Below are 21,045 nucleotides of genomic sequence, written 5' to 3' on the forward strand. Positions count from 1 at the left end.
TTGACAATTACCTTGGGACATATTTTGTCTGAATTTAGTACTAGTATACCACGATTTTGACAAGAACAAATGAGGTAATCTGGTAAAAAAGGAAATAACAATCTTTCATAGAATTCTTAGACAAGAATTTTTTCTCATCTTTTACGAATTCCTGCCTATATTTAAGGTGAAAGGATGGGGTGCTATGAAGGATGAACCGAAGCCATCACAAGGAAAAGGGTACAGAGGTCCAAAGAATTGGAAAGCCGCTGCCGGCTTGAGCCTTGTAATTCTCTTGCTGGCAGCTTTTTTCTGGGGAGCGGGAGAACTGGGTACCCCTCCTAATGTACATGCCTCTAAGGTGACCATTAAGGCCTTGCATACCGATAAGCTGGGAGTGGATCTTGACAGTCCTTTTGTCTTAACCAGTTCGGAACCTTTGAGCGAAAAGACCATAACCACAGCCTTACATATTAACCCCCAATTTTCCTATACCCTGGATAAGCAAACCGGGGGACTGGAATATAAGATTATCCCCCAAGAGCAGTTAACAGCCAATACTATTTATACCCTAACCTTTGACCCAAACGGGTCAGGGCAAGAGAACCTGAGCTGGGCCTTCCAGACCAAAGGGGAATTTCGGGTCATCAACGCTCTGCCCCGGCGTGAGAGTACCCATGTCCCAATCAGCACGGGCATTGAGATAACTTTTTCCCATGATAGTTATGAAATCGACACCCTCAAAGACTATTTTAGCATATCCCCTCATGTGGAAGGTACTTTCGAAAAACACAAAAAGACTTTGGTTTTTGTCCCTAAAGGACTCGAACCATCCACCATCTATACCGTAGCCTTGAAAAAGGGTTTCCCCTTAATGGAAACCCATCAGACCTTGGCGGAAGACTATATCTTTAGTTTCGAAACGGGTTCGGGAAGTGAAAACACCGATCAATTTGTCTTTGATGTGAACTCCGAACTTACTGAGTTTAGTACAGCAGATGTTCCTGCTTTTCCAGCTTATTTCTCTAACTCGTTCATTCCTCCCCTTCATATAGACCTGTATCGCTATCCGGATTATAAAGTCTTCCAAGGAGCCTTAGGTCAGAGGGATCGGAATCCTCGTTGGTCCTATTTTGCCTGGAACCGGTATCGAGGAGATATGAACCCTCAGTATAAAGTGGCTGAATACGAGACGGAATTCCTTAGAATCGACGACTATAATCATTATGTCCTTTTCCCCGAAGAGCTGGAAGCCGGTTATTATGTCGCTGAATTGAAAGCGGGAGAAAGCATCCGGCAAATATGGTTTCAAGTCAGCGATTTAGCGGTATACCTGGCTCGGGGGGAAGAGAACACTCTGTTTTGGGCCAATGATCTAAACAGGAAGGCCCCGGCAGCTCATGCTCAGGTTACAATTGACAGCAGGAATCTTTCCACAGCCGCAGATGAATCAGGAGCGGTTTTGATACAGGAAAGTCTGGTAGGGACAGAGCAGGATTATGCCTTGGTGAAAAGTGGGAATAAAGAGACTCTCATACCCCTGGAACCTTGGCCTCAGTGGTATACCCAAGATAGGCAGAGAGCGATTCATTATTGGAAATATCTCTATTTGGACAGGGAGATTTACCAGCCTGAAGATACGGTCCATTTTTGGGGAGTTCTTGCTCCCAGAGGCAAGGACAGTCTTCAGGGACAAAAGGTACCGGCGGTCAAAGAGGCAAGTATAGAACTGATTGCCAGCAATGCCTTTTATTATGAAGGGGATGATGGGGGGCCGATTTTGACTCAGACCCTTCCCATCCAGGAGATGACCTATCAGGGACAGCTCAAGCTGCCCGTGCTCAAGCCGGGGTATTATTACCTGCAGCTTAAATCAGAAGGGAATGTACTGCTCACCAGGGGTTTTGAAGTGGCTACCTACCAAAAGCCTGCCTATAAGCTGTCTTTAAGTCAGGATAAGAGGGCCGTTTTTGTGGGGGAGGCTATGAATTTCCAGGTGAAAAGCGCCTTTTTTGAAGGAACTCCCGTTCCGGGCTTGCAATGTGCTTACACGATCCAAGATAAGAAGGGGTCAGTCATAACCGATGACCAAGGAGAGGCTGCACTATCTTTCAGCCCGGCACTTAATGAAGAGGATTATAGCCCTTATCGCTATCTTTACTTAGGGATGAACGCCGTCTTGCCTGAAGTAGGGGAGATTTATTCATCCGGTGGGCTTTATGTCTTTAAAAGCAAGGTCTATTTGACAGGAGAAGCCAAGCGTCATGAGAGTGGATATACTCTTAAAGCCCAGCTGTCCGCTGTGGATTTGACGGGTATCAACGCGGGAAAAGACTTTAGTGAGGAGCATTTTCTCAAAGAGTCCATCCCAAATCAGCCTGTTAAAGGCCACCTCTATCAGGAGGTATGGACAAAGGTAGAAGCCGGTCAGCGCTATGATTTTATCAACAAAGAGGTCGTGAAAAACTATTATTATGACTATTCCGTCAAGCATCAGGGAGACTTCGACTTGGTAACGGATGCCCAAGGAATGGTAAGCTATACCGGTGATTTGCCGGAACCCCGGAATTCCTATTACCTGGAGCTTGTTGCTGAGGATAGTGAAGGTCACCCTTTCAAGAAAAGGATCTATATAGGGAACAGCGGCAGCTTTAATCCGGAGCATCCCTATTATTACCTTCAAGGGGATAGAGGTGCAGAAGGGTATGCGCCTGGAGAAGAAGTCGAAGTGACCTTTATGATGAATGACCACGAATTTACGACTGAGGAGAAGAATCTCCTTTTCTTCAGAGGACAAAAGTTTATCGAGGATTATCAGGTCAGTGCCCATCCTTTATACGGCTTCACCTTTGAACAGGGGCATAATCCTAATCTCACGGTATATGGGGTTCACTTTGATGGATACAGATACCATGAGGCCTCCTGGCTTACGGTTCCCTTTGCCAGAGAGACCAAAGCCTTAGAGGTGAAAATCGGGGCGGATCAGAAAGAGTATCGGCCGGGGGATACGGTGATGCTTGAGCTTCAGGTTCTTGATCCGAAGAATCAACCCGTTCCTGGAGCTCAGGTTAACCTAAATTTAGTGGACGAAGCTCTCTTTAGCCTACGTGAGCAAAACGTGTATTTCCGCGATGCCCTTTATGGAGATACAATCCATCTTTCCCTCCTTACCCGGAAGTCCCACAACCATCCTGAATTACCAGGGGGGGCCGAGCAGGGAGGAGAAGGGGGTTCGGAGCGGAAAGATTTCCGTGATACAGTGCTTTTCACCACGGTGGTGACGGATGAACAGGGCAAGGCCAAGGCACAGTTCCAATTGCCGGATAATCTAACGTCTTGGCGGGTAACTTATCATGCTTTTACCCAACATCTTCAGGCCGGCAGCGGTACCACCCAGATTCCGGTTCGTTTGCCCTTCTTTATCGAAATGAATGTCAATAGCTTCTTTTTGTCAGGAGACTCTCCTGTAGTGATTCTCCGTTCTTTCGGGGAGAAACTCAAGGCCAATCAGAAAGTAGACTACAAAATAAACCTGATCTCAGGCCGGGGAGAAGAAAAGAGCTGGACGGAAAGGACCCAGTCTTTCCAAGCTTTGGACTGGAAGCTGCCAGCTTTAGATGCGGGGAGGTATACTCTGACAGTTGCCGCTGAAAGCGGTGGCTTGAAGGATGTTCTTACGAAGGAGTTTGTAATCGAAGATTCCTTCCAGGCGAGAACCGTCACATCCCAGAATCTCCTGAGCGAAGGGGTTGAGATCAAAGGTTCTGTAAAGGAACCTACTACAGTGGTTTTTAGCGATGCAGAGAAGAGTCAGAACCTCGAAGGTCTATACCGGATGGCTTGGTCCCATGGCAGTCGATTGGAGCAAAAGCTGGCCAGGCTGGAAGCGCGAAAACTTCTCAAGGAGTACTTTCCTGAGGAAGAGTTCTTTGCTGAGGGAGAAGAACAGGAATCCCTCCTCAACTATCAACAAATGGACGGAGGAATCAGCATTCTCCCCTATGGGGCAAGCGAACTGGCTTTGTCAGCTCAGGTAGCCTCCACAACCTCGGGAATAGTTGATGAAAGGGCTTTGGCGGGCTATTTCTATAGCATCCTGGCAGTTCAGGAGGAAGGCAAAGACCGAAGCCTGGCCCTCTTAGGTTTAGCTGCACTTAAGGAACCTGTTTTGCTGCTCATCAATGAGGAATATCAAAAGAAAGATTTAGCACCTGAGGTAAAGATCAACCTGGCTTCAGCTCTGTTGGAGATTGGGGATGGAGCCTATGCTGAGCAAGTATACCAGGATTTGATCAAACCCTACGGAGAAGATCTGGGTGCCACCATGAGGATCAAGGGAGGGCAGGACCAGGATGAAATTATTCAGGCCACGACCCAGATGGCGCTCCTTGCCTCTCGACTGAATCAACCGGAAAAAAATAAGCTCTACCAGTACCTGCTGGAGAACCAAGGGAAGGATATTCTTAATCTGGTGGAACAGATTCAAATCCTTAAGTACAATCTGAAATTTATGCAATCAGCTCCGGTGAGCTTCACTTATGAGCTGTATGGGAAAAAAGAGAAGAAAACTCTGCAAGGCAAGGAGGTATTTAAACTCACCCTTCAACCGGAAGAATTGAAAACCATCCAATTCAGTGAGATTGAAGGGCAAGTGGGGATAGTCTCCACCTACAGCCAACCCATAAAGGCCGGAGAGACAGGAAAGGGGGAGGATTTGTCCATTAGCCATAAGTTTTTGGTTGACGGTCAGGAAACCATCACCATCAAGCGTTCCGACCTGGTTCAGGTTGTCATTACTTATCATATAGGAGAAAAGGCGCCTGACGGACTCTATGAGATGATTGATGTCTTGCCGGCGGGGCTCACCTATATTCCCCGACCCTATAATTATCGGGGGGATTCCTCCAACTTGAGTATCCGTTGGAGTTATCCGGTAGAAGTGAATGGGCAAAGGCTTGTGTTCCAATGTGATAAAAAACAAGAGCAGATAACCTATTTAGCGCGGGTGATTTCGCCCGGGGAGTTTACCGCTGAAGCCCCTGTCTTAAGCCATATTACAAACAGCGGGATCTACACCAGTGGGAAAGAAGCTAAAGTCCTTATAGAATAAAAGGAAAATCAGAGTATGGATTAGCTGAGATAAGATTAAAGGAAGGTTTTATGGAAAAGGGAAAAGGTGCTGTATCCCTATTAGTTATTGTCTGTGCAGCTTTCCTCCTGCTTCTGGATTCAGGAGTAGGGGGAGAGTTCCGGACAGAGAAGAATTGGGCCGAGGCAGTGCGGAACCAGGGAACCCAGAATCCAGGCGTAACTGTCCACCCCAGCTTTGTTACTCAACACGAATTGAGTACAGCTTTAGCTAAGGGCTCGACAGATCCGACCTTCATTGATGGGAGAATTATCAGTGTAGTAATACCTCATCATTTGGTGGCCGATCGCCTCATCGTTAATGCAATGGCAGTCTTAGCTCAGCAAGAACCCCGTCTGGTGGTCGTTGTTGGACCTAATCATTTTAATAAGGGAGGAAAGATCATTACCGGGGTTTCTAGTTGGCAGACCCCCGCGGGCATCCTCTATTCAGAAGAAAATCTGGTCAAGCATCTTATAGAGAAGGGGCTGGCGGTTGCAGATGAGGAAGTCCTGGCTCAGGAGCATTCCATTGGTGCTCTGGTGCCTTTCATTAAGCATTTTTTGCCGGAGAGCAAACTTCTTCCCCTGGTTCTCCATCATGATGTTAGTATCCGGGAAGTGGATGCTCTTTTGAGCGGTTTAGCTCCCTTTATGGATGAAAAGGTTGTTCTAATTGCCTCTGTGGATTTCTCTCATTATCTTACTCGAAGTGAGGCTCAGGCCAAGGATCTCGAGACCCTGGAGGTTATGAGAAATTTTGATTATGCCACCCTTCTTCGTCTGAACAACGATTATGTGGATTCGCCTATTTCTTTGGCGACGGCTTTTCGCTTAGCAGAAAAAGAGGGTATCAGAACGTTTACCATCCTTGATAACACCAATTCGGGCATTATCATGCAAAACGATACTATAGAAACGACCAGTTATTTCACCTTGATGTTCACTCAAAAATGATGAGCATTCCTCTTTTTCAGAGTAGTAAAAAAATTATATCAAAAGAATAAAGGTGCAAAAAGGTAAAGTTGTCCGTCGGGTCGTATAATATAAATAAAGATGGCCTAAGTGAGGATGGAAAGATTTTTGCAGGGGGGAGAATGACATGAGCAGCCTTTCAGCCAATACAATTGAGACTCAGGTCATCAAAATTACAGGAACAGATAAAGAAGCTGTCAAGGAACTGGTTGTCATCGAAAAGGCTCTCACAGTCTTTATCAATGGTAAAGAATTTGCGACTATGGTCTGTACGCCTACTCAGGAGAAGGAATTAGTCATAGGCTTCCTCTGTTCAGAAGGGATCATCAATGATCCTAATCAGATAAAGAAGATTACCCAGGATAAAAGGGAGGGACTTGTGTGGGTGGAGACCACTGAGGAACGAACCCTCAGTGAAGACCTTTTTCTGAAACGTTATCTCACTTCCTGCTGTGGTAAAGGGAAGAGTACTTTCTATTTTGCTAATGATGCCCGATTGGCCCAAAAAGTAGAGAGCCAGCATACCATTACCTCGCAAGAAGTCAGTCATTACATCAATCTCTTGGAAGACAACTCGGAACTGTTTCATCTTACCGGAGGAGTCCATGGGGGAGCCTTGGCTTCTGGAGGTTCCTTGGATTATAGTGCTATGGATATTGGCAGACACAATGTCCTGGATAAATTGTATGGACATGCTTTTCTCAATGGAACCGACATCTCCCAAAAGGTGATTGTGTTTAGCGGCCGGATTTCCTCGGAAATCCTCATTAAAGCGGCCAAGATGGGCTGCCCCATTCTCATCGGGGTATCAGCCCCCACAGATCTGGCCCTTGAGCTTGCGGAGGAACTGGGTATTACTGTTCTCGGATTTGCCCGGGAAAACCGTATGAATATCTACACTCATCCTGAGCGAATTATAGTATGCTGAAGATCCTTCCTGTGTTCATGCTGAACTGAATATTCCTACAGGTAAAGGTGAAAAAGCTCTAAAAGCGCAGTGATGCTTTTAGAGCCTTCATGTTTTTATAGCTTCGAATGTTGAGAGCTAAAAATGAAAGTCTTCCGGTGGGATGGCCACTACAATAAGCTTCAGTGGAACCTCGGGTTCTTTGTTATCCCAGTGCATAATGGAGGCGTCGTAATATAAAGAATCTCCGGCCCTTAAGTGATAGTCCTCTTTGCTTATACTGATCGAGGTTTCGCCTTCCAGAACATAGATTAATTCAACCCCTTGGTGGGAATAAACGTGTTTATCCGCGGCTGTTGAATCAACAATGAAGGCCCCCATAAGATTGGTCTTCGAATTATTGATAAGCAAACGCCAATTCCTGTCTTCAACAGGAAGGTGTGGCTGCTCATCTCTCTTAAGATAACTATAAATTATTTCAGTATCAGGATCTAAAAAGAAGGACTCGAGAGGGATATTAAGTGCTTGGGCGATTCTCTTGAGAGTAGCTAAGGAAGGGCTGACGATGTTCCTCTCAATCAAGCTGATGTAGCCATTGCTCAAATCCAATTGATCCGCCAATTGGGTGGTTGTAAGATTGCGCCTTTTTCGTATGGCACGAATAAATTCACCGACCTCAATCAAGAATTACCGCCCCCTTAGAAAATTTCAGGTGGAGTTGTGGCCACGAAAAGTTTAAGTCTTGACTTGGATTTGTGGCTGATCCAGTGCGGAACATTGCCGTTAAATAAGAGAGAATCTCCTTCAGTAAGATGAAAGTCTTTTTGAGCTACATTGAAATGCATTTCTCCTTCTAAAATGTAGATTAATTTTGCTCCATGGTGAATCATAATTTCTCCAGCGGGATCCGTGATCTCAGCGATATAGGCACCAAGCTGATTCCTTTGGCCAACATTATTGATTAAAAAACGAAGGGTCGTTCCCGGATTAATTTGAATAGTTCTCTGAGTTTCGGCAGGGATATGAGTTGAGGTGAATTGAGGGTTTACGAAAAAAGAAGAAATGGGGTATCCTAAGGCAGAGGCTATTTTCTCTAAAGTGATTAGGGAGGGACTAGCCAGGTTTCTTTCAATTTGACTCAAATGACTTATTGTTAGCTCTGTCTTCTCAGCAACATCTTTTAAACTTAGTTTCTGGTTTTTGCGCATAAAACGGATTGCCGAACCTAAATCAGCCAAAAAAGATTCCTCCCCCGATATATAAATTATTAGGGACATTATAACTGATTTAGAGAAAATATTGTAGTAGACAAGTAATAGAATAGAAGAAAGATAAAGAATATTCACAAAAAGTTCAAAAATTCATAAATAATATGGAATGGGAGTAGTATGAAGTACACAAATATTAGGGAAGGAAAATTTCTTTCTCGACCCAATCGGTTCATTGCTAAGGTAGAAATCAACGGTAAAGAAGAAATCTGTCATGTTAAGAATACAGGCCGCTGCAAAGAATTGTTAATACCGGGAGTAACGGTTTTCCTTCAAGAAGCGGATTTTGAACATAGGAAAACAAAATACGACCTTATCGGAGTTCGTAAAGGGAATAGGCTCATCAACATGGACAGTCAGGTGCCGAACAAGGTGTTTCGTGAATGGTTAGAAAAAGAGTATTTTCAGGAGCTTCAGCGTATTAAGCAGGAACACACCTTTCAAAATTCACGCTTTGACTTTTACCTGGAAGCAGGGGAGAAGAAAATCCTGGTTGAAGTGAAAGGAGTAACTTTAGAGGAAGAGGGTGTAGCGCTCTTTCCCGATGCTCCCACAGAACGGGGCGTTAAGCACCTTAACGAATTGAGTCAGGCTGTTGACGCAGGGTATGAGGCCTATGTGGTGTTCATCATTCAAATGAAAAATGTCCACTATTTCACCCCTAATGTCAAAACCCATAAAGCCTTTGGGGAAGCATTGATTCAAGCTGAAAAGCGGGGAGTAAAAATCCTCGCTTTGGACTGCGAGGTAACGGAGGATTCTATAGAGGCCAGGGATTTTGTAAAGGTCAAATTAGTTGAGCTTAATGGTTAGTCAAAAATAGTAAAGCCAGCAGATCGATTAAAGATTTGCTGGCTTTACTATTATTTTATATGCTTCTCAACAGTTTTTATGACGTTTTCGGCTACGTATTCACAGTCGCCGGAGGTCAGGATGGAATAGAGGGGAAGGGTGATTTCATTGGCATATTGGGCATAGGCATTGGGGTAATCCTGAATATCGTAGCCCAACTCTTTATAATAAGTAAACATGGGGATGGGAATATAGTGAACATTGGTAGCTATGCCCATGTCTGCCAGCTCTTGAATCACCTGATCTCTTTGCTCCTCAGTGAATCCTTTGATCCGCAAAGGATAGAGATGGTAAGAGCTTTCCATAATATCATTTTCCAATAACGGTAAGAGTGCCCACTCTTTTTCCGAGAGTATGGAATGATAAATATGGGAGAGTTTCTTTCGTTGACCAAGAATTTTATCATAGCGTTCCAATTGAACCAGGCCAATGGCAGCCCCGATATCAGTCATATTGCACTTCATTCCATCAATTAAGATATCGTAACGCCATGCACCCGCCTTCATCTTGGATAGGGCATCTTTTGTTTGCCCATTCAAGGAACTGTACTTGAAGACCTGAGCTAAGTTGTCCCGATCACCATTGAAGGTAATGGCTCCCCCTTCAGCAGTGGTCAAGTTCTTAACAGCGTGGAAGGAGAAGACATGGAAATCAAATTGAGTTCCTACCGGGTCTCCTTTATAGGTAGAACCAATGGAGTGGGCGGAGTCGGAAATCAGCAGGATATCCTCCCGGTTTTTTTCCTTTAAGATAGACTTGACCACATCATAATCCATGGGAACACCGCCAATATCCACGGTGAGTATAGCCTTGGTCTTATCGGTGATGGCATCATAGAGCTTTTCCTCATCCATAAAGAAGCTGTCTTTCTTGAGATCGATAAAGGTAGGTTTAATTCCCTGATGAAGGGCGGCATTGGATGTGGCCACATAAGTATAGGGGGTTGTTAAAATTTCGGCATCTCCCGAAATATTGAGTACTTTAAGTATAAGATCCAGCCCTTGAGAATTGCTGGCAAGGGCAACAGCATGATCTGCCCGGCAATACTCCTGGAGCTTCTCCTCCAGTAAACGAACCTTGGGGCCGCTGGTAATCCAACCGGATTTGAGGACTTCGACCACAGCATTGATTTCTTGGTCGGTTATATCAGGTGGTGAAAAAGGAATCACTCGATTATTCATTGTAAATCAACCTCCAAGAATTACTATACCACACAATTTTCCCTCAGCAAGCGTCCCTGAATGTTTTTTGTTTAGAGATTTGAAGTTTAGTCAGTCGATAACGTAATGTTCAGTAGACATTCAGCAAATGCACATGTCATTTTCAGCTTTTCTTAAGGGGCCTTTCAGTAAGAAAGGGTATAGTTAAGAAAGAGCCAAGGCTAGAAAGAAGAGAAGGTGATCATGAGTGAGCAAATACCGGCAGGAAATTAAAATGGGAATTAATGAGTTTGATAAGGGAGTTTTGGCCAGCCGGCTTTCGTGCATTATGCAAAGGGATAAACATGGAGAAGAGGATGGTTCTTATAAAGTGCGCAGTCTGTATTTCGATGATCTAAGTGATACAGCTTTTCACAATAAGCTTATGGGTGTGAAGTATCGGGAAAAGTTCAGAATCCGGACCTATGGGGACTCCTCCTTGATTCGCCTGGAGAAAAAGGTCAAGGACAATCAGCTTGGCTATAAAGAAACCGCCAGGTTGACCCGTGACGAATGTGAACGCCTCTTGGAGGGTGAGTATCATTTTCTGCGGGAACGGTCTGAGCGGGTATGCCGGCAGCTTTATATCAAATTAAGAACGGGTCTGTTTTCACCGAAGACCATCGTGGAATATGACCGGGAAGCCTATATATGGGAGCCGGGGCGGATTCGCATTACCTTTGATAGTAATGTGCGTACAGGGCTTGGTTCCGTGGATTTTTTCAATACCAGTTTACCTCTGGTGCCGGCGGGGTATGGAAACACCGTCATTCTGGAAATTAAATATGATGAATACCTGCCCCGCCACATTAGCCAACTGCTTCAATTAGACAGCCGGCATAAGTCGGCCATCTCCAAGTATGTGCTTTGCAGGTGTTATGATTAAGGGTCTTGACCGGGTCATCTTCGCCGTGGTTATTCGTCTTAAGTTAAATCATAGAAAGTATAGGGGGTAAATCATGAATAATGGGAATACGTTTAACTTTTCCGATCTCTTTAAAAATAATGTCCTGGAGAGTGCAGTCAGTCAATTTTCCGCGGTTGATGTATCTTTGAGTCTTTTGATTTCATTCCTCATAGGTTTGTTCATCTATGCCGTCTATAAAAAAACGTTTAACGGGGTAATGTATTCCAAGAACTTCAACATATCCCTGGTGGCGATGGCTATGATCACTACGCTGATTATCATGGGAGTTACATCAAACATTGTCATATCTCTGGGGATGGTGGGTGCTTTAAGTATTGTTCGCTTTCGGACAGCAGTAAAAGATCCCATCGATATCGTATATTTGTTTTGGGCTATTGCAGCAGGAATTGTCACGGGAGCAGGGCAATATCTCTTAGGTATTTTGGGTTCGATCGTTGTGGGAGTCATGCTGATTCTCTTCACTTATAAATCCAGTACGGAGATCCCCTATATGGTGGTGGCCCATTGCCAGGATAATTCTGCGGAAAAACGATTCCTGGAAACGTTAAGCCGCCATGTTAAACGGCACAATATTCGTTCCAAGGCTGTCCGCAGCGGTCAGGGAATTGAACTGACCGTCGAGGTGCGGTTGAAAGAAGATGACACTGATTTTGTCAATCAATTAGCAATTTTAGAAGGGATAGGGGATGTGGTCCTTGTCAGTTATAACGGTGAGCTCGCAGTTTAGAGAAGCCCGTCCATAGGAAAAGAGGGGTGAACCGATGAATAAAAATCTAGTCGGGATAATTATGGTAATGCTGGGGGTCTCTCTGCTCATCTTTATAGGGTTTACAGCTCTGAACTATAATGAACCAAGGGGTTCGGAGGCTGTTTTGGATTCGGTATTGGATAAGGATCGTGTCATGGAGATTCATGTTACTTTGGATGAAGAAGATTATAGGGATATGCTGAATAACCCTATGGCAGAAGAGTATAAAATAGCTAGAGTGGAGATTGACGGCGAAATGGTAGACAATGTGGGTTTTCGGGTCAAGGGAAACTCAAGCTTGACTATGGTGGCCAATAGCGACTCGGATCGTTATAGTTTTAAGCTTGATTTTGATCAATACATTGATGGACAAAAATATAAGGGTTTGACCAAGCTAAACTTGAATAATTCCATAAGCGATCCCTCTTATATGCGGGAATACTTATCCTACTCCCTTTTTAAGGAGATGGGTGTTGCCACACCCGGTTTTGCTTATGCCAACATCTATGTGAATGAGGAAAAGGTTGGACTCTATCTGGCGGTGGAGGGCATTGAGGAACCCTTTCTCGAACGCTATTATGGAAGCGGATACGGGAATCTGTATAAGCCGGACGGTACGGGCAGCGACTTGGTATACATTGATGACAACATCAAATCTTATAGCGGTATTAAGGCTGCCGTCCACAAGAAATCAGGTGCCGATGCCGCCCTTTTGAAGATGATCAAAACCCTCAATGAAGGCCAGGAGTTGGAAAAAGTCATTAATGTAGAGGAAACCCTGAAGTACTTTGCGGTGAACACCGTCTTGGTCAGCATGGACAGCTACCAGGGAAACATGAAGCATAACTATTATCTTTATGAAGAGGATGGAGTATTCACTATTTTGCCCTGGGATTATAATATGTCCTTTGGTGGTTTCAGTATGGGCCGGGGAGGGGGTTCTTCACCCACAACCCTGACGATCGATGAGCCTGTATCAGGAACCACCCTTGAGGAACGGCCTTTGATTGGGAAGCTTTTGGAGGTCGAAGAGTACAAGGAGTTGTACCACCAGTATATCCGGGATTTTATTCAAGGTTCTTTCTCAGTTGAAACCATGACTAAGGAGATTAAGCGGGTAGCCGACCTGATTCGTCCTCACTTGGCAGAAGATCCTACCAAGTTTTACACCATGGAACAATTTGAAGAAGCTATTGGAGAAGGGGCTGCTCAAGAGACTTCTTTATTGGAGAGTTCTCAAGAAGAAGGAAGTATTATTGAGAGTGGAATTCCCGGAGAGAATCAGGGCGATAAGAGGCTGCCTGGGGGAGACCGTGGCGGTATGCCAGGGGACAATCGCGGGGGGAACATGATGATGGGAGAGAATACCATCGGCCTTCAAAAGTTTGTCCGGGAGCGTATCCTCAATGTAGCTCAACAACTGAATGGAGAAATACCCAGTATAGGTTCCGAATCTGATTCAGCTTTCCCAAGGGAAGGAGGAATGGAGTTTCCCAACGGCCTTCAGCCCCCTAATGGCGGAGCCGGCGGGGAAAGACCTCAACCGGGAATGGCTATGGGTGAAGGCAAAGGGCAGTTTCCTGAGGGAGGGGTACAAGGCGGACCCTTCAGGAATGGGGAGAATAAGCCTGTGGATAGAGGTGTTATGAGTACAGAACAGCTTACTGTGATAGGGGCGTTTCTGGGACTCCTGTCACTTCTCACGATTTTGATTCTTAAGAAAAAGACTAAATATACTTCTTGAATTACTTGTTAAATTAAACTACCCAATGAGATAAGATGAAAGAGCTCTAGGCGGCCTCTAATTAAGCTGCCTGGAGTTTTGTTATCAACTGTGCATTCTATAAGAAAAAGTATTATTATATATAATAAAGTATATCTGTTTGAAGTTATGTAATGAACCCGAAAAGGTGGTAGAAGATAGCATGATTTATTTTGATAATGCGGCCACAACCTGGCCAAAGCCGGAATGTGTTTATGAGGCAGTGGATCAATGCCTGCGCAACAAAGGGGCGAACCCCAGTCGCTCCGGCCATTTTATGGCATTGCTTGCCGGACAGATTGTCCTCAATGCCCGGGGGGAAATCGCCGAGTTTTTTAATATCTCTGATCCTTTGCAAGTGGTTTTTACCCCCAATGCCACGGAAGCTCTTAATTTAGGTCTGAAAGGGTTATTGAAGCCGGGGGATCATGTTATTACCAGCTCACTTGAACATAATGCCGTAACTCGCCCGTTGGAAAAACTCCGCAGTCAGGGTGTAGAAGTAACCAAGCTGCAGACCTCTGTGCAAGAAGGATTGCATCCTGAACAAGTGGAAGCAGCGATTCAAAACAATACAAAGCTTATTGTACTCAGCCATGCTTCCAATGTGATGGGGTTAATTCACCCCATTGGTGAGATCGGCAGGATTGCCAGGGAAAAGAGCGTCCTTTTTATGGTGGATTCAGCTCAGACAGCAGGCTCCATTCCCATCGATGTCCAGGCTATGGGCATCGACCTTTTGGTCTTTGCCGGACATAAGGGATTATTGGGTCCTCAAGGAACAGGTGGCTTATATCTTCGAGAGGATTTGCAGCTCGACACTCTTAAGGAAGGGGGAACAGGAGCGAATTCAGAGGAACCTTTCCAGCCGGAAGAGAGTCCGGAACGCTATGAGAGCGGAACGCTCAATACACCGGGAATTGCAGGTCTAGGGGCGGGGATAGAATTTATCAAGCAGGAGGGAATAGAGAAGATTCGGGAAAAGGAAAGAAGCCTCACCCGGCAGCTGATGCTGGGCTTAAGTGAAATTCCCGGCGTAATTCTTTATGGCCCTAATCCTTCTGTAGAAAGGGCACCTGTCATATCGATTAACTTGGAGGGGAGAGAACCCTCGGAGGTTTCCTACCTCTTGGATAAGCTTTATGGAATCGCTTCAAGACCGGGTTTGCACTGTGCCCCCGATGCCCACCGAACCCTTGGTACCTTCAAACAAGGAACAGTTCGCTTAAGCTTAGGATACTTTAATACAAGCCAAGAGGTGGAGAAGTGTCTGGATGCTGTTGCCAGGCTTAGCTCTTCAAACAAGAAATAAAAGTTTTGTCAATATATTCTAAATAGAATTTATAGATAGTGTAGAAAATAATATGAATTTTTGCTAAAATAATGTCATGCGAAGGTATCGGACAAGGAAGATATCGGTTTGTGAGATTCCATTCGCTAAAACGGGCAAGATTTTTGAATGAATCAGATGGATAAGCGGTCTGACAGTTAGTTGGCTTGAGAGGTAGTGAGTCCTTCTCAAAACTTGGACAACCATCCTGATTGACTCAAAAAGTGCCCTAGGTAAGCAAAATAGAGGAGGTAGAAAAAGATGCAATCCAATGAAACGACGACTACTCAAGCAAATCCAATTGATTTATCCGATGTTAAAGCAGCGCTCCTGATGGCCGTTGACCTCGGATACGAAGTCATTAAGGAAGTAGCCCAAAAGCCTATCGAAGCCGGTGAGGACGTTGCTAAAAAGGCCTGTGAAGAAGGTAAAAAAGTTGTCGAAAAAGGGGTAGGAGCAGCAAAGGAACATCCGTTAGCGACCCTTCTGATTGCCTTTGGATTGGGTTTCCTCGTTGTAAAACTGCTGAAGAGGAAATAGTCTATGGAAGCACTAGCAGATATTGTAGTAAAATTCCTGGACTTACTTGAAGCACAGTTTGCAGATTTCCGGGGGAAATTGTTTAAGATACTGATTGCGATTGGATTAATCGTCGTCGCTTTGGTATTGGCGATCACCGCTTTCGTCATGTTTGTGTACGGTATTTTCCTTGGTTTATCTTTGCTTATGAAACCTTTCCTCGCTGCATTTACAGTGGCCTTGTTGGCGATTATCCTGGGAGGGGGGTTGGTTCTTTGCGCAAAGAAAACAATGGCTTAACTGTTGCCGAAGCAAAGCAACAATTTAAAGAATCCGTGGCAAAGTTTCAACCTAAACAGATCATAACCAATAATCTTTTACAATGTACACTCATCAGCTTTGTGGCAGGAATGGTTTCTGCCGACTCCAGGAAATCGAGAGAGAGCCTGGTTAATCTTGCTGTCACGATAATTAAAAAAGCTTTGTAATAGTCTCTTAATCATATTTAAAAGATATGCTAAAGATAGTAAGTGACATAAGAGGACCACAAAGAAGCCTAAGGGCTCTTTGTGGTCCTTTCTTCTCATTCTTAGGATGAATGAGTATCAATTAAACAAGAACGAGGATGAGCAGCTATTTAAGATTATGTAATAAATAGTAGTCGAAAAAAGATTTTATGCGTTTTCCGAAATGTATGTATACAGAATACATTATATTTCGAGTATTGCCATTATTCTGAATTAAATGATACTATTATAAATATTATAATTAATGGTATAACCATCTTCAAGATAAATATTTCCTCTTTGAAGGTTATTAAAAATATAGGGGGACATAAAGTGATTCTACTGGAAGGACTACATAAGCACTTTGGGCATTTGCATGTTCTAAAGGGGATTGATCTACAAGTTAAAACTGGAGAGAAGTTGGTTGTTATTGGGCCCAGTGGATCGGGTAAGAGCACCTTGATTCGTTGCATGAATCTTCTCGAGAAACCTTCTTCAGGTAAAGTCATTGTGGACGGGGTTGAGATCACCGCCCATAAAGCGCCTGTAGCGAAGGTTCGGCAATCTGTGGCCATGGTGTTCCAGCAGTTTAATTTATATCCCCATAAGACAGTTCTGGAGAATTTAACCCTTGCCCCAACCTTGATTAAAGGAGTCTCTAAAGAAGAGGCGGAAGCGTCGGGAATGGTTATTCTTGAACGTGTAGGGTTAAAGGCCAAGGCAAATGCTTATCCAGCTCAATTGTCGGGGGGACAGCAGCAACGGGTTGCTATCGCCAGAGCTTTGAATATGAAGCCGAAGATTATGTTGTTTGATGAACCTACGTCGGCTTTGGATCCTGAAATGATTCAGGAGGTTCTCGACGTCATGGTGGACTTAGCTCATGAAGGAATTACCATGGTCGTTGTAACTCACGAGATGGGCTTTGCACGCCAGGTGGCAGATCGGGTCTTGTTTATGGATGAAGGAGAAGTTCTGGAGACAGGTACTGCTGAACATTTCTTTACTGACCCGACTCACGAGAGGACGAAGCTTTTCCTCAGCCGTATTTTACGTTAATTTTCCCCAAAAATAAATAAAAAAAGTAGGAGGGAATTTTGTGAAAAAATTAGGTATCTTTTTGGTGAGTTTTTTCCTTGTCGGAAGCTTACTCGCAGGCTGCGGCTCCGGTCCGGCTCAATCCGGAGGAAGTGATCCCAATCTGCCGGCCGATATTCGGGCCATTAAAGATCGTGGAGCCTTAAGCGCAGGGGTTAAGGTGGATGTTCCCAAATTTGGGTACAAAGATCCCAAGACCAATGTCATTGAAGGATTTGAAATTGATCTCGTAAAAGCTTTAGCCAAAGAAATTTTTGGTGATCCCGATAAAATTAAGCTGCAAGCCGTGACGGCGAAAACCCGTGGGCCCCTTTTGGACAGCGGGGATGTGGATATGGTCGTTGCGACCTTTACCATCACTGAAGATCGGAAAAAAAGCTATAATTTCTCCGACCCCTATTATATAGACAGCGTAGGCCTGTTGGTCAAGAAAGCTCCCGGATATAAGAGCTTAAAAGACCTGGATGGCAAGAACATTGGCGTCGCTCAAAGTGCCACCAGCAAAACAGCCCTTCAAGATGAGGCCGACAAGCTGGGCGTCAAAGTGAAGTTCCAGGAGTTTGCTACCTATCCGGAGATTAAAGCAGCTCTTGATTCCGGCCGGGTGGACGCTTTCTCCGTTGACCGTTCTATTCTCCTGGGTTATATCGATGACTCGACTGTGCTTTTGGACGATAAATTCAGTCCTCAGGAGTATGGCGTGGCCAGCAAGCTGGGAAATGACGGCTTAGCCCAATTGGTTAATGATACGATTCATAAAATGCAAGGTAATGGGGAACTTCAGAAACTAATTGAGAAGTGGGGTCTGTAGCAGTGACGGGACCATTTGCCTGGTTTAAGTGGCAAGCACTATTCAGCGATTGGACAATATTTGCCGAGGGATTCCTGACTACAGTCATGGTTTCTGTCCTGGGATTATGCCTCGCTTTAGCTCTGGGAGTAGTTTTCGGGGTCCTGGGGAGTACCCATCTGAAGCTTTTTCGAGCCATTAATCGTGTATATGTGGAATTCATTCAAAATACCCCTTTGGTAATCCAGGTTTTCTTTGTGTATAATGGATTGCCTCATATTGGGCTCATGCTGCCTGTCTTTAGCGTGGGGGTATTGGGTGTTGGCATATACCACGGTGCTTATATCGCTGAGGTTGTGCGTGCCGGTATTCAAGCGATTCATCGAGGGCAGATGGAGGCGGCACTATCCCAAGGGTTTTCATATTGGGGTGCTATGCGGCATGTCATTTTACCCCAAGCCGCTCGGGTCGTATTGCCCCCTCTCACCAATCAGGCGGTGAGCCTGATCAAAAACACCTCCGTATTGGCCATGATTGCCGGTGGGGATCTGATGTATCGTGCTGACTCCTGGTCGGCAGGAAATATTTATTATGGTCCCGCCTATGTTACCGCCGGATTACTTTACCTGTTGCTGTGCTTCCCCTTAGCTCAATTGGCACAGTACCTGGAGCGTAAGATGGAGGTGTCGGCATAATGGCAGAAATTTTTCAACCTTACGTCTTTCGTTTCCTGGCTGAAGGGCTAATGACAACTCTGTATATTGCGGGCATGACGATTGTGCTTAGCTTCGTCATCGGCACGATTTTTGGAATCGCCCGTTATTCGAAGAATGTTATCCTGGCGCCTGTTGCCGCAATCTATATTGAAGTTGTCCGTAATATTCCTTTGCTGCTGTTTATTCTCATGTTCCGGTTTATGACAAGACTGGAACCTGTCAATGCGGGTATTCTGGCTATGACGGTATTCACTTCAGCGATTATCGCCGAGGTGGTCCGGGGCGGCCTGAACTCTATTGATAAGGGTCAGTGGGAAGCAGCCAAATCTCAGGGACTCTCCTATGTACAGATTCTTCGCCATATTATTCTTCCCCAGGCTTTGCGGAAAATGATTCCGCCGCTGGTCTCCCAGTTCATTACGGTCGTCAAAGACACCTCTTATGTCTGGGCAGTGGGGATTGAGGAACTGACCGGAAAAGGCTTGATCATCATGGGTCAATTTGGATCTACGCCCCAAGTCTTTACCCTCTTTGGGATGATTGCCTTGACCTATTTTGTCTTGAACTATGCATTATCTGTAATAGCCCGTAATCAACAGGCTAAGTCGGCAATGCAGAGTTATTAAGCTTTCAGGTATATAGTGCCATTATAAATTGTCTTAATTAACATCTGAATTGCCTTGATTATTTTCTGAAGAAGTATACAGTGTTCTTCGAAAAAACCTCTTGTTATTTCTTTTGGATTCCTATAAATTATAAACATCAAATCCATAAGGCAATGGCGCCGTGACAAGAATCTGTAATAGATACTTGGAGCGGCGCCTTTTTCTGTTTGCTTATCAAGAAGCCTTATCGGCGGGGGCAGGGTGCCATGTTTAGGATTGGATAAGTGTGTGAGAGCAAGAAAGAAAACCTGGATTGAATCAAGGAGGAATATCAAATGAAAAAAGTATGGGTATTATTGTTAGCGATTATATGCATGTTGGTTCTCCCCGTTGCAGTTCTTGGGGCAGATGGTACTGTGGTGAATTCAGGGGACACGAGCTTTATTATTTTATCGGCAGCACTTGTCTTTCTTATGACTCCTGGTTTGGGTTTGTTTTACGGTGGCATGGTTCGTAAAAAGAATGTTCTAAGTACGGTGATGCATAGTTTTATTCTCTTGGGTGTGTCTTCAGTGCTTTGGGTGTTAGTCGGCTTTAGTTTGGCTTTTGGTACAGATCATGGTGGCATTATCGGAAGTTTAGAGTGGATCGGTCTTAGTGGTGTCGGTATGGAGCCTAATGGAGATTACTCGTCAACAATTCCCTTCCTATTGTTTATGGCCTTCCAAATGATGTTTACAATCATTACTCCGGCAATCATCTCGGGCTCCGTTGCTGAACGAATGCGGTTCCCAGCTTTCCTGGGCTTTATGGTTCTTTGGCTGCTTATTGTTTATTATCCCCTGGCTCATTCGGTATGGGGTGTCGGTGGTTTCTTGCGTGAAATGGGAGCACTGGACTTTGCAGGTGGAACTGTTGTGCATATTAGCTCAGGGGTTACTGGTTTAACAGCCGCTTTAATCTTAGGCAAACGTAAAGGACATGGAAAAGAGCCTATGGCTCCCCACCAATTGCCTATGACTGTTTTAGGTGCAGGTCTTCTCTGGTTTGGCTGGTTTGGATTTAATGCCGGTAGTGCCTTGGGTGCGAATGGGGTAGCAGCCATGGCTCTGGTTACAACCAATACCTCCGCTGCCGCCGGTGCATTAGCCTGGATGGCTACTGAATGGATTCATCGTGGCAAGCCAACCATCCTGGGTGCTGCCAGTGGCGCTATCGCAGGACTTGTAGCGATCACTCCAGGAGCAGGTTTCGTTACTCCCATGTCCGCTATAGTTATTGGCCTCATTGCTGGTGCGATTTGTTACTTCGGTGTTAGTGTACTGAAAGCAAAACTTGGCTATGATGATTCACTTGATGCCTTCGGCTGCCATGGACTCGGTGGAATCTGGGGAGCTTTAGCAACCGGTATCTTTGCATCAGCCTCCGTGGGAGGAACTGACGGCCTTTTGTATGGGAATGGGGCTCAAGTAGGGATTCAAGCCATCAGTGTTGTAGTAACCATTGTTCTGGCAGTCCTTGCAACATTCGTAATTATGAAGCTGGTAAGTGTATTTACGCCTTTGCGTGTTACTGCTGAGGAAGAAGAAATAGGACTGGATCTCTCCCTGCATGGAGAAGAAGCTTACCCCGACTTTATTGGCAGCGGTTATTTATTGTAAAAATTCTCATTTAAGGGCGCTGGGGAAGGATTTTAGCGCTTACGGAGTGAATACCTTATTCATAAAAGGAGGGAA

At 44.9% G+C, this 21,045-nt stretch carries 19 protein-coding genes; 16 read left to right on the forward strand and 3 right to left on the reverse strand.

The annotated features are described in order from the left end of the window. The first annotated feature begins 184 nt into the window (after positions 1–184). The 3 genes from DESPCE1_RS0104585 (at position 185) to fdhD (ending at position 7,009) form a co-directional block, all read left to right on the forward strand. Positions 185–5,089, forward strand: a complete 4,905-nt coding sequence (locus DESPCE1_RS0104585) for an Ig-like domain-containing alpha-2-macroglobulin family protein (RefSeq protein ID WP_019849647.1) — start codon at positions 185–187, stop codon at positions 5,087–5,089. A gap of 50 nt (positions 5,090–5,139) precedes the next feature. After that, a complete protein-coding gene (gene amrB / locus DESPCE1_RS0104590) occupies positions 5,140–6,063 on the forward strand; it encodes an AmmeMemoRadiSam system protein B (protein ID WP_019849648.1) in 924 nt (307 codons plus the stop codon). Between the two features lie 145 nt (positions 6,064–6,208). After that, positions 6,209–7,009, forward strand: a complete 801-nt coding sequence (gene fdhD / locus DESPCE1_RS0104595; protein WP_014792883.1) for a formate dehydrogenase accessory sulfurtransferase FdhD — start codon at positions 6,209–6,211, stop codon at positions 7,007–7,009. Positions 7,010–7,126: 117 nt separating this feature from the next. Here fdhD and DESPCE1_RS0104600 read toward each other — a convergent pair whose 3' ends face one another. Beyond that, positions 7,127–7,672, reverse strand: coding sequence for a helix-turn-helix domain-containing protein (locus DESPCE1_RS0104600; RefSeq protein WP_019849649.1), 546 nt, complete (start codon positions 7,670–7,672; stop codon positions 7,127–7,129). 14 nt (positions 7,673–7,686) lie between these two features. Continuing rightward, the gene (locus tag DESPCE1_RS0104605; RefSeq protein ID WP_014792885.1) at positions 7,687–8,226 is read right to left on the reverse strand and encodes a helix-turn-helix domain-containing protein; all 540 of its coding nucleotides are present in this window, start codon (positions 8,224–8,226) and stop codon (positions 7,687–7,689) included. A gap of 150 nt (positions 8,227–8,376) precedes the next feature. Here DESPCE1_RS0104605 and sfsA point away from each other — a divergent pair, with 150 nt between their 5' ends. Next, the gene (gene sfsA / locus DESPCE1_RS0104610) at positions 8,377–9,069 is read left to right on the forward strand and encodes a DNA/RNA nuclease SfsA (RefSeq protein ID WP_019849650.1); all 693 of its coding nucleotides are present in this window, start codon (positions 8,377–8,379) and stop codon (positions 9,067–9,069) included. 50 nt (positions 9,070–9,119) lie between these two features. On the opposite strand, the gene DESPCE1_RS0104615 is transcribed toward sfsA, so the two are convergent. Beyond that, positions 9,120–10,289, reverse strand: a complete 1,170-nt coding sequence (locus DESPCE1_RS0104615; RefSeq protein ID WP_014792887.1) for a DegT/DnrJ/EryC1/StrS aminotransferase family protein — start codon at positions 10,287–10,289, stop codon at positions 9,120–9,122. Positions 10,290–10,515: 226 nt separating this feature from the next. Here DESPCE1_RS0104615 and DESPCE1_RS0104620 point away from each other — a divergent pair, with 226 nt between their 5' ends. The 12 genes from DESPCE1_RS0104620 (at position 10,516) to DESPCE1_RS0104675 (ending at position 20,970) form a co-directional block, all read left to right on the forward strand. Then, positions 10,516–11,193 (forward strand): polyphosphate polymerase domain-containing protein, encoded by a 678-nt coding sequence (locus tag DESPCE1_RS0104620; RefSeq protein ID WP_019849651.1) that lies wholly within the window; start codon positions 10,516–10,518, stop codon positions 11,191–11,193. A 73-nt stretch (positions 11,194–11,266) separates the two neighbouring features. Continuing rightward, a complete protein-coding gene (locus tag DESPCE1_RS0104625) occupies positions 11,267–11,962 on the forward strand; it encodes a DUF4956 domain-containing protein (protein ID WP_019849652.1) in 696 nt (231 codons plus the stop codon). Positions 11,963–11,996: 34 nt separating this feature from the next. Further along, entirely contained in the window at positions 11,997–13,727 is a 1,731-nt protein-coding gene (locus tag DESPCE1_RS0104630; protein ID WP_019849653.1) for a CotH kinase family protein, read from the forward strand. A gap of 181 nt (positions 13,728–13,908) precedes the next feature. Further along, positions 13,909–15,057, forward strand: a complete 1,149-nt coding sequence (locus DESPCE1_RS0104635; RefSeq protein ID WP_019849654.1) for an aminotransferase class V-fold PLP-dependent enzyme — start codon at positions 13,909–13,911, stop codon at positions 15,055–15,057. A 279-nt stretch (positions 15,058–15,336) separates the two neighbouring features. After that, positions 15,337–15,615, forward strand: a complete 279-nt coding sequence (locus DESPCE1_RS0104640) for a hypothetical protein (RefSeq protein WP_019849655.1) — start codon at positions 15,337–15,339, stop codon at positions 15,613–15,615. 3 nt (positions 15,616–15,618) lie between these two features. Further along, complete coding sequence (locus DESPCE1_RS0104645) at positions 15,619–15,894, forward strand: hypothetical protein (protein ID WP_019849656.1); 276 nt, start codon at positions 15,619–15,621, stop codon at positions 15,892–15,894. Next, positions 15,870–16,082: a hypothetical protein gene (locus DESPCE1_RS0104650; RefSeq protein ID WP_019849657.1), complete on the forward strand. Its 213-nt coding sequence runs from the start codon at positions 15,870–15,872 to the stop codon at positions 16,080–16,082. The genes DESPCE1_RS0104645 and DESPCE1_RS0104650 overlap by 25 nt, the downstream gene beginning before the upstream one ends. A 351-nt stretch (positions 16,083–16,433) precedes the next feature. Then, positions 16,434–17,159 (forward strand): amino acid ABC transporter ATP-binding protein, encoded by a 726-nt coding sequence (locus DESPCE1_RS0104655; RefSeq protein ID WP_014792895.1) that lies wholly within the window; start codon positions 16,434–16,436, stop codon positions 17,157–17,159. 40 nt (positions 17,160–17,199) lie between these two features. Further along, positions 17,200–18,009 (forward strand): transporter substrate-binding domain-containing protein, encoded by an 810-nt coding sequence (locus tag DESPCE1_RS0104660; protein WP_014792896.1) that lies wholly within the window; start codon positions 17,200–17,202, stop codon positions 18,007–18,009. Between the two features lie 2 nt (positions 18,010–18,011). Next, positions 18,012–18,683, forward strand: coding sequence for an amino acid ABC transporter permease (locus DESPCE1_RS0104665; RefSeq protein ID WP_019849658.1), 672 nt, complete (start codon positions 18,012–18,014; stop codon positions 18,681–18,683). Then, entirely contained in the window at positions 18,683–19,330 is a 648-nt protein-coding gene (locus DESPCE1_RS0104670) for an amino acid ABC transporter permease (protein WP_019849659.1), read from the forward strand. Before DESPCE1_RS0104665 ends, DESPCE1_RS0104670 begins: the two co-directional genes overlap by 1 nt. A 314-nt stretch (positions 19,331–19,644) precedes the next feature. Next, positions 19,645–20,970 (forward strand): ammonium transporter, encoded by a 1,326-nt coding sequence (locus DESPCE1_RS0104675; RefSeq protein WP_019849660.1) that lies wholly within the window; start codon positions 19,645–19,647, stop codon positions 20,968–20,970. Positions 20,971–21,045: the final 75 nt, after the last annotated feature.

The organism is Desulfitobacterium sp. PCE1 (assembly GCF_000384015.1).
Classification (GTDB): Bacteria; Bacillota; Desulfitobacteriia; order Desulfitobacteriales; family Desulfitobacteriaceae; genus Desulfitobacterium; species Desulfitobacterium dehalogenans.

What these genes read in the sequence shown, in the direction of transcription:
- DESPCE1_RS0104635 (WP_019849654.1), top strand. Translation starts at nt 13,909, where the DNA reads ATGATTTATTTTGATAATGCGGCCACAACCTGGCCAAAGCCGGAATGT.
- DESPCE1_RS0104640 (WP_019849655.1), top strand. Translation starts at nt 15,337, where the DNA reads ATGCAATCCAATGAAACGACGACTACTCAAGCAAATCCAATTGATTTA.
- DESPCE1_RS0104675 (WP_019849660.1), top strand. Translation starts at nt 19,645, where the DNA reads ATGAAAAAAGTATGGGTATTATTGTTAGCGATTATATGCATGTTGGTT.
- DESPCE1_RS0104615 (WP_014792887.1), bottom strand. Translation starts at nt 10,289, where the DNA reads ATGAATAATCGAGTGATTCCTTTTTCACCACCTGATATAACCGACCAA.
- fdhD (WP_014792883.1), top strand. Translation starts at nt 6,209, where the DNA reads ATGAGCAGCCTTTCAGCCAATACAATTGAGACTCAGGTCATCAAAATT.
- DESPCE1_RS0104670 (WP_019849659.1), top strand. Translation starts at nt 18,683, where the DNA reads ATGGCAGAAATTTTTCAACCTTACGTCTTTCGTTTCCTGGCTGAAGGG.
- sfsA (WP_019849650.1), top strand. Translation starts at nt 8,377, where the DNA reads ATGAAGTACACAAATATTAGGGAAGGAAAATTTCTTTCTCGACCCAAT.
- amrB (WP_019849648.1), top strand. Translation starts at nt 5,140, where the DNA reads ATGGAAAAGGGAAAAGGTGCTGTATCCCTATTAGTTATTGTCTGTGCA.
- DESPCE1_RS0104630 (WP_019849653.1), top strand. Translation starts at nt 11,997, where the DNA reads ATGAATAAAAATCTAGTCGGGATAATTATGGTAATGCTGGGGGTCTCT.
- DESPCE1_RS0104585 (WP_019849647.1), top strand. Translation starts at nt 185, where the DNA reads ATGAAGGATGAACCGAAGCCATCACAAGGAAAAGGGTACAGAGGTCCA.
- DESPCE1_RS0104625 (WP_019849652.1), top strand. Translation starts at nt 11,267, where the DNA reads ATGAATAATGGGAATACGTTTAACTTTTCCGATCTCTTTAAAAATAAT.
- DESPCE1_RS0104645 (WP_019849656.1), top strand. Translation starts at nt 15,619, where the DNA reads ATGGAAGCACTAGCAGATATTGTAGTAAAATTCCTGGACTTACTTGAA.